We start from the raw sequence: 13,869 nt of genomic DNA, 5'->3' as shown, positions 1-13,869 counted from the left end.
AGACTAGAAAGTGAAACTTACGTCCCACTTTCTAAGCTTACATAAGTAGTTATACTTGAACAATCGATAAAAATCAATTATTCACCTTTATTTTTTTTAATAATTTCTTCAGAAACAGACTTCGGTACTTCTTCATAATGATCAAATGTCATTGAGAATGTTCCGCGTCCTTGAGTGTTAGAACGTAATGCCGTTGCATAACCGAACATTTCAGAAAGTGGAACCATAGCGCGAACAACTTGTGCGTTACCGCGAGCTTCCATACCTTCTACACGTCCACGACGAGATGTTACGTCGCCCATAATGTCACCCATGTATTCTTCAGGAATTACAACTTCAACTTTCATCATTGGCTCAAGAATTACTGGGCTACATTTAGAAACCGCAGCTTTAAGTGCCATAGATGCAGCGATTTTGAACGCCATCTCAGATGAATCGACATCATGGTAAGATCCGTCAACTAACGCAGCTTTGATGTCAACTAGTGGATAACCAGCTAGTACACCATTTTTAAGTGAGTCTTCAAGACCCGCTCCAACAGCTGGGATGTATTCACGTGGAACTACACCACCGACGATTTTGTTTTGGAATTCAAAACCTTTACCTTCTTCATTAGGTTCAAACTCAATCCAAACGTGACCGAATTGTCCACGACCACCAGATTGACGAGCGAACTTACCTTCAACTTTCGCAGCAGCGCGGAAAGTCTCACGGTATGCTACCTGAGGAGCACCAACGTTTGCTTCCACTTTGAATTCACGACGCATACGGTCAACGATGATATCAAGGTGAAGTTCACCCATACCAGCGATGATTGTTTGGCCAGTTTCTTGGTCAGTGTGAGCACGGAATGTTGGATCTTCTTCAGAAAGCTTAGATAATGCTGTACCCATTTTATCTTGGTCAGCTTTAGATTTTGGTTCGATAGCTACAGAGATAACTGGCTCTGGGAATTCCATAGACTCAAGGATAACAAGACTCTTCTCATCACAAAGAGTATCACCAGTAGTAGTATCTTTTAAACCTACAGCAGCAGCGATATCACCAGCGTAAACTGTTGAAATCTCTTCACGGCTGTTAGCGTGCATTTGTAGGATACGACCTACACGCTCACGCTTACCTTTAGTTGAGTTTTTCACGTATGATCCAGAGTTTAACACACCAGAATACACACGGAAGAACGTTAACTTACCAACATAAGGGTCAGTCATGATTTTGAATGCTAAAGCTGCGAATGGTTCTTCATCGCTAGACTTACGTTCGATTTCTTCATCTGTATCCGGAAGAGTACCTTTAATAGCTGGTACATCTAATGGAGATGGTAGGTAATCGATAACTGCATCTAACAGAATTTGAACACCTTTATTTTTGAATGCAGAACCACAGATTACCGGGAAGAATTCTACAGAAGTTGTAGCCTTACGGATACCAGCTTTAAGCTCTTCTACAGTGATTTCTTCACCTTCTAGGTACTTCATCATCATTTCTTCATCAAGCTCAGCTACCGCTTCAATAAGTTTTCCACGGTATTCTGCAGCTAATTCTTTGTGCTCTTCAGGAATTTCAACACGCTCGATGTCTGTTCCTAAATCGTTACCGTACATGTAAGCACATTCTTCAACAAGGTCAATGATACCATTGAACTCATCTTCAGCACCGATTGGTAACTGAATTGGGTGTGCGTTTGCTTGTAAACGATCGTGGATTGTTCCTACAGAGTATAAGAAATCTGCACCAATCTTATCCATTTTGTTAACGAATACGATACGAGGTACACCGTAAGTAGTAGCCTGACGCCAAACAGTTTCTGTTTGTGGTTCTACACCAGATTGTGCATCAAGTACTGCTACCGCACCATCAAGTACGCGTAAAGAACGTTCTACTTCTACTGTGAAGTCTACGTGTCCTGGAGTGTCAATGATGTTTACACGGTGACCTTTCCATTGAGCTGTAGTTGCAGCAGAAGTAATTGTGATACCACGCTCTTGCTCTTGCTCCATCCAGTCCATCTGAGATGCACCTTCATGAGTTTCACCGATTTTATGAATACGTCCTGTGTAATACAGAATACGCTCAGTTGCTGTTGTTTTACCAGCATCGATGTGAGCCATGATACCAATATTACGAGTGTTTTCTAAAGAGAACTCTCTTGTCATTTGGTGTCTTGCTCCTTCCATATATGGATTGGATTTTTTTATTTTAAGTAGCAAAAAAGCCACTTTATATTGTTACACATGTCAGTATGTCCAGTACCCTCATTATGTAAAACGAGCGCCCAACGAAAGGGAGAGGCATTCTCCCTCTCCACACTTCCATAAGCGACAAATAAAGCGGTTTATGCTTACATTTATTTTACGTTGAATCCTACCAACGGTAATGAGCAAATGCTTTGTTAGCTTCTGCCATTTTATGAGTGTCTTCACGTTTCTTAACAGATGCACCAGCGTTGTTAGCTGCATCTAAGATTTCGTAAGCTAGACGCTCTTCCATAGTTTTTTCACCACGAAGACGAGCATAGTTTACTAACCAGCGAAGACCTAAAGTTGTACGGCGTTCTGGACGAACCTCAACTGGAACTTGGTAGTTAGCACCACCAACACGACGAGCACGTACTTCAAGAACAGGCATGATGTTCTTAAGAGCTTGCTCGAATACTTCCATAGGGTCTTTCTCTGAACGTTCACGAACGATATCGAAAGCGTTATAAAGAATTGTTTGAGATTTACCTTTTTTACCGTCAACCATCATTTTGTTGATAAGGCGTGTTACTAGCTTAGAATTGTACATTGGATCTGGTAACACGTCACGTTTCGCAACAGGTCCTTTACGAGGCATATTGAGTTCCTCCTTTCATTTTAAAGTTATTATTTTTTAGCAGGTTTTGGTCGCTTAGTACCATATTTAGAACGTCCTTGCATACGTTTGTCAACACCAGCTGTGTCAAGCGCACCACGAACGATGTGGTAACGTACTCCCGGTAAATCCTTTACACGACCACCGCGAATTAATACTACGCTATGCTCTTGTAGGTTATGACCGATACCTGGGATGTAAGCTGTAACCTCGATACCGTTTGTTAAACGTACACGAGCGTATTTACGTAACGCTGAGTTAGGTTTCTTTGGAGTCATTGTACCAACACGAGTACATACACCACGTTTTTGAGGTGCAGAGATATCAGTTGATTTTTTCTTTAAAGAGTTGAACCCTTTGTTTAACGCAGGTGATTTAGATTTCCATACTTTATCAGTACGACCATTTCTCACTAATTGGTTAATAGTAGGCATTTGATTATCCTCCCTTCGCATGTTTGTATGACCACATATCCAGGTGGTTCATTATTAGTTGAAAACAAAGTTTTTGCAAGGGAGAGCAAATGCTCTCTCCTCACAAAAACAGTTTTAACTTATTATTCCTATTGCTGAAGCTCCTACTTGAATCCCCGAAACTTTTCCAAGCTTACGAACTGATTCAACTTTTGTTATGGGTACGTTATGTTGCAAGGCAGTACAAATGATTATATGGGTTAACCGCATATCAGCATCTTCTGCAATAACAACTTCTTTAACTATACCATTTTTGATTGCCTCCAATGTACGTTTATGACCAACGACTACATTTTCAGCATTTGACACTTTTTGATAAGACATATAAATATCCTCCAAAGCATCGTTCAGGAGCAACCTTGATTATAGTAACATTTTGACTCATACAATGTCAACTAGGATTAACTGTTTTTATACAAAATTTACGACGGAAAATTTTACTGTTCCACATAAACTTCATCGTTTTCTACATTCATGTCACCTTGTGTTGTTTTTACAAGATCCACTTTGCGATAACGATTCATACCTGTTCCAGCAGGAACAAGCTTACCGATAATAACATTTTCTTTCAATCCTAGAAGTTCATCGCGTTTACCCTTAATCGCTGCATCAGTTAAGACACGTGTCGTTTCTTGGAACGATGCTGCAGATAAGAATGAATCAGTTTCAAGTGAAGCTTTTGTAATACCAAGTAGAACAGGTCTAGCCGTTGCTGGTTGTTTACCTTTCAGTAACACCTTCGCATTCGCATCAGTAAACTGATGGATATCTAGTAATGTTCCTGGTAATACATCTGTTTCACCTGCATCACTTACACGAACTTTACGTAACATTTGACGTACCATTACTTCTACGTGTTTGTCACCAATTTCTACCCCTTGCATACGGTATACTTTTTGAACTTCACGTAATAAGTATTCTTGAACTGCTGTAATGTCCGTTACTTTTAGTAATTCTTTCGGATCAATAGAACCTTCTGTTAACTCTTTACCGTGGCTAATTGGCTGTCCTAGAGTTACTTTCAGACGCGCACCGTAAGGAATAGCATACGTACGAGCTTCAACTTCACCCTGTACAACTACTTCTTGGCGATCTTTAACATCGTTGATCGCTGCGATAACACCATCGATTTCACTGATAACTGCCTGACCTTTCGGGTTACGAGCTTCGAAGATCTCTTGGATACGAGGTAAACCTTGAGTGATATCATCTCCGGCAACCCCACCTGTATGGAACGTACGCATCGTTAACTGTGTACCTGGCTCACCGATAGATTGAGCTGCGATAATACCTACCGCTTCTCCTACTTCTACGTCTGTACCAGTTGCTAAGTTACGACCGTAACACTTCTTACATACACCGTGGCGAGTGTTACACGTGAACGCTGAACGAATGTTTACAGTTTCAACACCCGAATTTTCAACGATATGAGCGATATCTTCAGTAATTAGTTGGTTTTCACTAACTAATACTTCACCTGTTTCAGGATGTTTTACAGTTTTTCTTGCAAAACGTCCAACAAGACGATCATATAATGACTCAATTACTTCATTACCCTCTTTAATCGCACCAATTAATAGACCACGATCTGTTCCACAATCATCTTCACGGACAATTACATCTTGTGCAACGTCTACAAGACGACGTGTTAAGTAACCAGAATCGGCAGTTTTAAGTGCTGTATCGGCAAGACCTTTACGCGCACCATGCGTAGAGATGAAGTACTCAAGTACTGTTAAACCTTCACGGAAACTTGATTTAATTGGAAGTTCGATAATACGACCAGATGGATTGGCCATCAGACCACGCATACCAGCAAGCTGAGTAAAGTTCGATGCGTTACCACGGGCACCGGAATCACTCATCATGAAGATTGGATTGCGCTTATTCAAGGATTTCATCAGTTTTCCTTGGATAACATCTTTTGCATTACTCCAAATAGAGATAACGCGATCGTAACGTTCTTCTTCCGTGATTAAACCGCGACGGAATTGTTTAATTACATTATCTACTTTTGCTTGTGCTTCATGGAGAATTTCATCTTTTTCGCCTAATACAAGAATGTCAGATACCCCAACTGTAATACCAGCTTTTGTAGAGTACTTAAATCCTAAGTTTTTCATGCGGTCAAGCATGCGAGATGTTTCCGTAATTTGGAAACGTTTAAATACTTCCGCAATGATGTTACCAAGGATCTTCTTGCTAAATGGCGCCACTTCTTCGCGACTAGCAATAATTTCTTTAATGTTCGCACCTTTTTCAACGAAATACTCCGCTGGTGTTTCTTTTTCAAGGTTTGAGTTTGTCGGTTCATTAATATAAGGGAACGACTCTGGTAAGATTTCGTTAAATATTAATTTACCAACTGTTGTTAATAGAAGCTTACCTTTTTGCTCTTCAGTAAATGTTACGTTATTTACTGAACTTGCAGCAACTGCAACACGTGTGTGCAGATGTACATATCCATTTTGGTATGCAAGTATCGCTTCGTTTGCATCTTTGAAGACCATACCTTCACCGATTGCGCCTTCACGCTCAAGTGTTAAGTAGTAGTTACCTAATACCATATCCTGAGATGGAGTAACAACTGGTTTTCCGTCTTTTGGATTCAAGATGTTTTGTGCCGCTAACATAAGAATACGAGCTTCTGCTTGTGCCTCTGATGATAACGGTACGTGAACCGCCATTTGGTCACCGTCAAAGTCCGCGTTGTATGCAGTACATACAAGTGGGTGAAGACGAATTGCGCGACCTTCTACTAATGTAGGTTCAAACGCCTGGATACCAAGACGGTGAAGTGTTGGTGCGCGGTTTAGAAGTACTGGATGCTCTTTGATCACAGATTCTAAAACGTCCCAAACTTCAGGTTGTACACGCTCGATTTTACGTTTAGCACTTTTAATGTTGTGTGCTAAACCTTTTCCAACTAACTCTTTCATAACGAAAGGCTTAAACAATTCAAGCGCCATTTCTTTCGGTAATCCACATTGGTACATCTTTAAGTTCGGTCCTACAACGATTACAGAACGGCCAGAGTAGTCAACACGTTTACCTAATAGGTTTTGACGGAAACGTCCTTGTTTACCTTTAAGCATGTGAGATAGTGATTTTAATGGACGGTTACCTGGTCCAGTAACTGGACGGCCACGGCGACCATTATCGATTAATGCGTCTACAGCTTCTTGTAACATACGTTTTTCGTTTTGAACGATGATGCTTGGTGCACCCAAGTCCAATAGACGTTTTAAACGATTATTACGGTTAATTACACGACGGTATAAGTCGTTTAAGTCAGAAGTAGCAAAACGTCCACCATCCAACTGTACCATTGGGCGTAGTTCTGGTGGGATAACTGGAAGAACATCTAGGATCATCCAAGATGGGTGATTTCCAGAGTTACGGAATGCTTCTAATACTTCTAGACGTTTAATAGCACGAGTACGGCGTTGTCCTTGCGCTGTTTTTAATTCTTCTTTTAAGAAGTCTACTTCTTTATCTAAATCAATGTCTTGTAGTAGCTTTTTAATCGCTTCTGCACCCATAGCAGCTTGGAATGTGCTACCATATCGATCACGATATGCACGGTATTCTTTTTCAGAAAGTAATTGCTTCTTATCAAGTGGTGTATCTCCACTTTCTGTTACAACATAAGAAGCGAAATAAATTACTTCTTCAAGCGCGCGAGGGGACATGTCTAAGACAAGTCCCATGCGGCTCGGGATACCTTTGAAATACCAAATATGAGATACAGGAGCAGCTAATTCGATATGACCCATACGTTCACGACGAACTTTTGCACGCGTTACTTCAACGCCACATCGATCACAAACTACACCTTTATAACGTACACGTTTGTATTTTCCGCAATGACATTCCCAGTCCTTTTGTGGTCCGAAAATACGCTCACAGAACAAGCCATCTTTCTCAGGCTTTAACGTACGATAGTTAATTGTTTCTGGTTTCTTAACTTCACCGTATGACCAAGAACGAATCTTGTCAGGTGAAGCAAGTCCAATCTTCATATATTCAAAGTTATTTACATCTATCAAGGGGCCTACCTCCCTTTTAGTCTACAGGTTATCCCAATTATTCCTTAGTTGTCTCAACTTCGACATTCAATTTATCTGCTGATTGATGATCGTCGTCATCTTCTGTATCACGCATTTCGATTTCTTTATCGTCGCTAGACATCATTTTAACGTCCATACCTAAACTTTGCAGCTCTTTAATCAATACTTTGAATGATTCAGGAACGCCTGGTTCTGGAACATTTTCGCCTTTAACAATTGCTTCATACGTCTTAACACGTCCAACAACATCATCAGACTTCACTGTTAAGATTTCTTGAAGAGTATAAGCAGCACCGTAAGCTTCAAGTGCCCAAACCTCCATCTCACCGAAACGCTGTCCACCGAACTGAGCTTTACCTCCAAGAGGCTGCTGCGTTACAAGTGAGTATGGTCCAGTAGAACGAGCATGAAGTTTATCGTCAACCATGTGCGCAAGTTTGATCATATACATGACACCAACAGATACGCGGTTATCGAATGGTTCACCAGTACGTCCGTCATACAGGATTGTTTTCGCGTCATTTGCCATACCAGCTTCTTCAATCGTGCCCCAAACATCTTCCTCACGAGCACCATCGAATACTGGTGTTGCAATGTGAATACCAAGGTATCTTGCTGCCATACCAAGATGAAGCTCTAATACCTGACCGATATTCATACGAGATGGTACCCCTAATGGGTTTAACATGATATCAATTGGCGTACCGTCTGGTAAGTAAGGCATATCTTCTTCTGGTAAAATACGAGAGATAACACCTTTGTTACCGTGACGTCCGGCCATCTTGTCACCTTCAGAGATTTTACGTTTTTGAACGATATATGCACGTACAAGTTGATTCACGCCTGGTGGCAATTCATCGCCATCTTCACGGTTGAATACTTTTACGTCTAAGATAATACCGCCACCACCGTGTGGTACACGTAGTGATGTATCACGTACCTCACGTGCTTTTTCTCCAAAGATAGCATGTAATAGACGTTCTTCAGCTGTTAATTCTGTTACACCTTTAGGTGTTACTTTACCAACAAGTAAATCTCCATCTTTTACTTCCGCACCAACGCGAATGATACCGCGCTCGTCAAGGTTGCGTAATGCATCTTCCCCAACGTTTGGAATGTCACGTGTAATTTCTTCTGGTCCAAGCTTCGTATCACGAGCTTCTGACTCATATTCTTCAATATGAATAGAAGTGTACACATCGTCTTTTACAAGGCGCTCACTCATAATGATCGCATCCTCGTAGTTATAACCGTCCCAAGTCATGAAGCCAACAAGCACGTTACGTCCAAGTGCTAGTTCACCTAATTCCATAGAAGGACCATCCGCAAGAATCTCACCTTTTACAACTTCATTTCCAACACTTACGATTGGACGTTGGTTGTAGCAAGTTCCTTGGTTAGAACGAATGAATTTTTGCATTTTATAGCGATCTAAGTCGCCTTTTACTGTTTGACCGTCAACTTCTACATAGCGACGTACCCAAACTTCACGTGCTTCTACGCGTTCAACAACACCAGGATGTTTACAGATTACTGCAGCACCTGAGTCTTTTGCTGATACGTACTCCATACCTGTACCTACAATCGGAGATTCCGGATTCATTAACGGAACCGCCTGACGTTGCATGTTCGCTCCCATAAGTGCGCGGTTAGAGTCATCGTTTTCTAAGAACGGAATACAAGCTGTCGCTGCCGACACTACTTGTTTTGGAGATACATCCATGTAGTCGATGCGTTCTTTATTTGTGACAATGTTTTCACCACGGAAACGAGCTACGATATCTTCGCTAAGGAATTCTCCTTCTTCAGATAATTTCATATTCGCTTGGGCTACAACATAATTATCTTCTTCATCTGCCGTTAAGTAATCAACCTGCCCTGTTACAAGACCAGATTCTGGATCAACACGACGGTATGGTGTTTCAATGAAACCAAACTCATTTACTTTCGCGAACGATGATAATGAGTTAATCAAACCGATGTTTGGTCCCTCTGGTGTTTCAATCGGACACATACGACCATAGTGAGAGTAGTGAACGTCACGCACTTCAAAGCCTGCGCGCTCACGCGTTAAACCACCGGGTCCTAATGCAGATAGTCTTCGTTTGTGAGTTAACTCTGCTAATGGGTTTGTTTGATCCATGAACTGAGATAACTGAGAACTTCCGAAGAACTCTTTAATAGATGCAATAACCGGGCGAATGTTAATTAACGCTTGTGGTGTAATTGCATTTGTATCTTGAATCGACATTCTCTCACGAACAACACGTTCCATACGAGAAAGACCGATACGGAATTGATTTTGTAATAGTTCTCCAACAGAACGCAGACGACGGTTTCCTAAATGGTCGATATCATCTGTATCCCCCACTTTGTATAGTAGGTTGAAGAAGTAACTGATAGAAGCAAGGATATCACCTGGTGTGATGTGTTTTACATCACGAGTAATATTTGCATTACCAATTACATTAATTACGCGTTCGCCTTCTGACTCAGGAGCATAAATCTTAATAGATTGCAGCTCAACATCGCCTTCTACCACTCCACCCATTGGTTTCGCTGTTTTGAATCCAATGTTTTTCTCTAAGTAAGGTAAAATGCGATCAAGTGTACGACGATCTAAGATTGTTCCTTCCGCCGCTAAAATTTCACCAGTTTCTGGATCCACTAATGTTTCAGCTAAACGTTGATTAAACAATCTGTTTTTAATGTGTAACTTCTTGTTGATCTTATAGCGACCTACATTTGCTAAATCGTAGCGCTTTGGATCGAAGAAACGAGACACAAGTAAGCTCTTAGCATTTTCTACTGTTGGTGGTTCACCAGGACGTAGACGCTCATAAATTTCAAGCAATGCTTTTTCTGTGCTATCTGTGTTGTCTTTTTCTAATGTGTTGCTTAAGTATTCGTTATCACCTAAAAGCTCGGTGATTTCTTGATCAGAGCCAAACCCTAATGCGCGTAACAAAACAGTTACAGGAAGTTTACGCGTACGGTCAATACGCACATATACAACATCCTTAGCATCTGTCTCATACTCTAACCAAGCTCCGCGGTTTGGAATTACAGTAGCAGTAAAACCACGTTTTCCGTTTTTATCCACTTTGCCACTATAGTATACGCTTGGAGAGCGAACTAACTGGGAAACGATAACACGTTCTGCACCGTTAATTACGAATGTTCCAGTCTCTGTCATGAGTGGGAAATCTCCCATGAACACATCTTGTTCTTTTACTTCACCAGTTTCCTTGTTGATTAGACGCACTTTTACACGAAGTGGTGCTGCATACGTCACATCACGCTCTTTGCATTCGTCTACAGAGTATTTAGGTTCACCTAAGCTGTAGTCGATAAATTCAAGCGATAGATTTCCCGTAAAGTCTTCGATCGGAGAAATGTCTTGGAACATTTCTCGCAAACCCTCATCAAGAAACCACTGATAAGAAGAGGTTTGAATTTCGATAAGATTTGGTAACTCTAATACTTCACTAATACGGGCATAACTTCTTCGTTGGCGGTGGCGTCCGTATTGAACTAGTTGACCTGTCAACTGCTTCACCCCTCAAATCATGAGTATTATAAATGCACAAAAAAATTTGTGCAAAATCACAAATAAATACAACTACTGCTATTAGCGTAGTTTTTTTCTCTTAAAGATAAATACGTTGAGTCTTTCTACCTGCTCAAAAAAGAAAAATGGCTTCTATAAGAAAACCATCATTCTGTTTCATAATCTGCTGATTTTACTATCTTTTCCAAGAGAAACAAAAATATACATCTTTCTCAACGCAGAAAATCATATATTGGCATTGTATAATGTTAACATAGCCAAAAATAACCGTCAACGTTTTTTTGATTTTATGATATAATATCCTTTTTTCTTTTCTACAACTTCGACTTCAGAAAATACTTCCTCTAGTTTCTTCAGTGCAGATGGTGCACCTTGCTTCTTTTGAATAACAATCCACAACTCTCCACCTGGAACTAAATACTCTACAGCCTTTACTAAAATCTCATGCACGATATCTTTACCTGCACGAATTGGAGGATTAGATAGAATAGCAGCATACATACCATCTACATTTTCATAGACGCTACTTTGAAAAATGTGTACATTTCCAATTCTATTGTTAGCGGCATTTTCTTTCGCAAGCTCAAGCGCCCTTTCATTCACATCCACCATGTGAACTTTACGGTCTTGAAACTCTTTCGCCAACGATAAACCAATTGGTCCATATCCACAACCTACGTCTAATATATCACCTTTAATATCTGGCACTTGAAACGCTTCAATTAAAAGACGAGAACCAAAGTCCACTTCGTTTTTCGAGAACACCCCACGGTCAGATAAGAAAGTAAATTGAGATCCACGAAGTGTAAATTCCCATCGCTTACGATCACTTTTACTAGAAGGGTCGTTAGAAAAATAATGGTCTGCCATATGGCCACCTCTTTTCTTTACAGTTAAAAAAAAAGCTCGCATGAGAGCGAGCTTTTTTTAAAGCATCAAAAGTTAATTACTTAACTTCTACAGCAGCGCCAACTTCTTCAAGTTTAGCTTTCATTTCTTCAGCTTCCTCTTTAGAAACGCCTTCTTTGATTGCTTTTGGAGTGTTGTCAACTAATTCTTTAGCTTCTTTTAAGCCAAGACCAGTGATTTCACGTACAGCTTTGATAACTTTGATTTTTTGAGCGCCAGCACTTGCAAGTACTACGTCAAATTCAGTTTTCTCAGCAGCAGCTTCACCAGCGCCACCAGCTACAGCTACAGGAGCAGCAGCAGTTACGCCGAATTCTTCCTCGATAGCTTTTACTAAGTCGTTAAGTTCTAATACAGTCATAGATTTAACTGCTTCAATGATTTGTTCTTTAGTCATTGTAAATATCCTCCCTTAAATAGGTTTGTATTGTTTTATAGATAACAAGTAATTATCTTTTAAAAAATTAAGCGCCTTGCTCTTCCTTTTGTTCTGCAACTGCTTTAGTAGCAAGTGCAAGGTTACGGATTGGAGCTTGAAGAACGCTAAGAAGCATAGAAAGTAAGCCTTCACGTGATGGAAGAGTAGCGATAGCTTTAACCTCATCAAGTGTTACAAGTTTACCTTCGATTACACCAGCTTTAATTTCTAAAGCTTCATGTTTTGTAGCGAAGTCGTTTAATACTTTCGCAGGAGCAACTACATCCTCGTTACTGAACGCGATTGCGTTTGGTCCTGTTAAGAATTCGTTTAACTCAGCCATTTCAGCAGACTCTGCAGCACGACGAGTTAAAGAGTTTTTGTAAACTTTGAACTCAACGCCAGCTTCACGTAAGTTTTTACGTAATTCTGTTACTTCAGAAACTGTTAAACCACGGTAGTCAACAACGATTGTAGATTTACTTTCGCGAAGTTTGTCCGCGATTTCAGTTACAACTTGTTGTTTAGTTTCGATTACTTTGCTCATGTTATTACACCTCCTGTAGATTATATAGAAGATGTACCGAAAGTGCACTAAAAACCTCCATGCCCAACTTGTAGACATGGAGGCATATAGTCACAGAAAAAAAATTCCGTTTCGTATATTAACACCTAGGTAGGGAATTAAGTCTATTGACACCTACTGTCTACGGTACACTAATTAAATTCACAACATAAATGATTATATAAAAACTTCTTTATGAAGTCAACTTCCAAAATTTACGCTAATGTAGAAACGTCTACACGTACGCCAGGTCCCATTGTAGAAGCAACTGTTACGTTCTTCATGTAAGTACCTTTTGCAGCAGCTGGCTTAACTTTTTGTAAAGTGTCAGCAATTGTTCCGAAGTTTTCTACTAATTTAGCATCTTCGAAAGATACTTTACCGATTGGAACGTGGATGTTACCAGCTTTATCAACGCGGTATTCAACTTTACCAGCTTTGATTTCGTTAACAGCTTTAGTTACATCGAAAGTAACTGTTCCAGTTTTAGGGTTTGGCATTAAACCTTTAGGTCCTAATACGCGACCAAGTTTACCAACTTCACCCATCATGTCAGGAGTTGCTACTACTACATCGAAATCGAACCAACCTTGTTGGATTTTACCGATGTAATCAGCATCGCCTACGAAGTCAGCTCCAGCAGCTTCAGCTTCTTTAGCCTTTTCACCTTTAGCGAATACTAATACACGTTGTACTTTACCAGTACCGTGTGGAAGAACAACTGCACCACGGATTTGTTGGTCAGCTTTCTTAGGGTCAACACCTAAACGGAATGCAACTTCTACAGTCGCATCAAATTTAGCTGTGTTTGTTTTCTTTACTAATTCTACTGCTTCTGTTGCAGAGTAAGCAGTTGCACGATCAACAAGCTTTGCAGCTTCTACGTACTTTTTACCTCTTTTAGCCATTTTTATTTCCTCCTCGAATGTGGTTTTAGCGGAATAACCTCCCACGTTTACGCTTATTTTCAGGTATAACCTGAGGATGCGCGCCATCCATTTATTTAAAAA

General features: G+C 40.4%; 10 protein-coding genes and 1 other annotated feature. All 10 genes read right to left on the bottom strand.

The genetic code is table 11. The features are described 5' to 3' along the window. Window positions 1-77: 77 nt before the first annotated feature. Complete coding sequence (fusA, locus tag KZZ19_RS00655; RefSeq protein ID WP_000196381.1) at window positions 78-2,156, bottom strand: elongation factor G; 2,079 nt, start codon at window positions 2,154-2,156, stop codon at window positions 78-80. A 208-nt stretch (window positions 2,157-2,364) separates the two neighbouring features. Further along, complete coding sequence (gene rpsG, locus KZZ19_RS00650) at window positions 2,365-2,835, bottom strand: 30S ribosomal protein S7 (RefSeq protein WP_088094808.1); 471 nt, start codon at window positions 2,833-2,835, stop codon at window positions 2,365-2,367. Between the two features lie 29 nt (window positions 2,836-2,864). Continuing rightward, window positions 2,865-3,287 (bottom strand): 30S ribosomal protein S12, encoded by a 423-nt coding sequence (rpsL, locus tag KZZ19_RS00645; protein ID WP_001142341.1) that lies wholly within the window; start codon window positions 3,285-3,287, stop codon window positions 2,865-2,867. A 114-nt stretch (window positions 3,288-3,401) separates the two neighbouring features. Continuing rightward, window positions 3,402-3,650: a ribosomal L7Ae/L30e/S12e/Gadd45 family protein gene (locus KZZ19_RS00640; protein ID WP_098343374.1), complete on the bottom strand. Its 249-nt coding sequence runs from the start codon at window positions 3,648-3,650 to the stop codon at window positions 3,402-3,404. Between the two features lie 113 nt (window positions 3,651-3,763). Further along, the gene (gene rpoC, locus KZZ19_RS00635) at window positions 3,764-7,375 is read right to left on the bottom strand and encodes a DNA-directed RNA polymerase subunit beta' (protein WP_000567948.1); all 3,612 of its coding nucleotides are present in this window, start codon (window positions 7,373-7,375) and stop codon (window positions 3,764-3,766) included. A 37-nt stretch (window positions 7,376-7,412) separates the two neighbouring features. Beyond that, a complete protein-coding gene (rpoB, locus tag KZZ19_RS00630) occupies window positions 7,413-10,946 on the bottom strand; it encodes a DNA-directed RNA polymerase subunit beta (protein WP_000147550.1) in 3,534 nt (1,177 codons plus the stop codon). Window positions 10,947-11,237: 291 nt separating this feature from the next. Next, entirely contained in the window at window positions 11,238-11,837 is a 600-nt protein-coding gene (locus KZZ19_RS00625; RefSeq protein WP_237982309.1) for a class I SAM-dependent methyltransferase, read from the bottom strand. Between the two features lie 76 nt (window positions 11,838-11,913). Further along, complete coding sequence (rplL, locus tag KZZ19_RS00620) at window positions 11,914-12,273, bottom strand: 50S ribosomal protein L7/L12 (RefSeq protein WP_000159737.1); 360 nt, start codon at window positions 12,271-12,273, stop codon at window positions 11,914-11,916. Between the two features lie 67 nt (window positions 12,274-12,340). Beyond that, the gene (gene rplJ / locus KZZ19_RS00615; protein ID WP_000048721.1) at window positions 12,341-12,841 is read right to left on the bottom strand and encodes a 50S ribosomal protein L10; all 501 of its coding nucleotides are present in this window, start codon (window positions 12,839-12,841) and stop codon (window positions 12,341-12,343) included. Between the two features lie 39 nt (window positions 12,842-12,880). Beyond that, window positions 12,881-13,025 (bottom strand) — a sequence feature (ribosomal protein L10 leader region). Window positions 13,026-13,074: 49 nt separating this feature from the next. Continuing rightward, window positions 13,075-13,767, bottom strand: coding sequence for a 50S ribosomal protein L1 (rplA, locus tag KZZ19_RS00610; RefSeq protein ID WP_002096939.1), 693 nt, complete (start codon window positions 13,765-13,767; stop codon window positions 13,075-13,077). Between the last annotated feature and the right edge of the window lie 102 nt (window positions 13,768-13,869).

This window comes from Bacillus thuringiensis, assembly GCF_022095615.2.
Classification (GTDB): domain Bacteria; phylum Bacillota; class Bacilli; order Bacillales; family Bacillaceae_G; genus Bacillus_A; species Bacillus_A cereus_AG.
Note: the sequence above shows the minus strand (reverse complement) of the source record. Positions and strands in the feature narration are given on the sequence as shown.

What these genes read in the sequence shown, in the direction of transcription:
- fusA (WP_000196381.1), bottom strand. Translation starts at nt 2,156, where the DNA reads ATGACAAGAGAGTTCTCTTTAGAAAACACTCGTAATATTGGTATCATG.
- rpsG (WP_088094808.1), bottom strand. Translation starts at nt 2,835, where the DNA reads ATGCCTCGTAAAGGACCTGTTGCGAAACGTGACGTGTTACCAGATCCA.
- rpsL (WP_001142341.1), bottom strand. Translation starts at nt 3,287, where the DNA reads ATGCCTACTATTAACCAATTAGTGAGAAATGGTCGTACTGATAAAGTA.
- KZZ19_RS00640 (WP_098343374.1), bottom strand. Translation starts at nt 3,650, where the DNA reads ATGTCTTATCAAAAAGTGTCAAATGCTGAAAATGTAGTCGTTGGTCAT.
- KZZ19_RS00625 (WP_237982309.1), bottom strand. Translation starts at nt 11,837, where the DNA reads ATGGCAGACCATTATTTTTCTAACGACCCTTCTAGTAAAAGTGATCGT.
- rplL (WP_000159737.1), bottom strand. Translation starts at nt 12,273, where the DNA reads ATGACTAAAGAACAAATCATTGAAGCAGTTAAATCTATGACTGTATTA.
- rplJ (WP_000048721.1), bottom strand. Translation starts at nt 12,841, where the DNA reads ATGAGCAAAGTAATCGAAACTAAACAACAAGTTGTAACTGAAATCGCG.
- rplA (WP_002096939.1), bottom strand. Translation starts at nt 13,767, where the DNA reads ATGGCTAAAAGAGGTAAAAAGTACGTAGAAGCTGCAAAGCTTGTTGAT.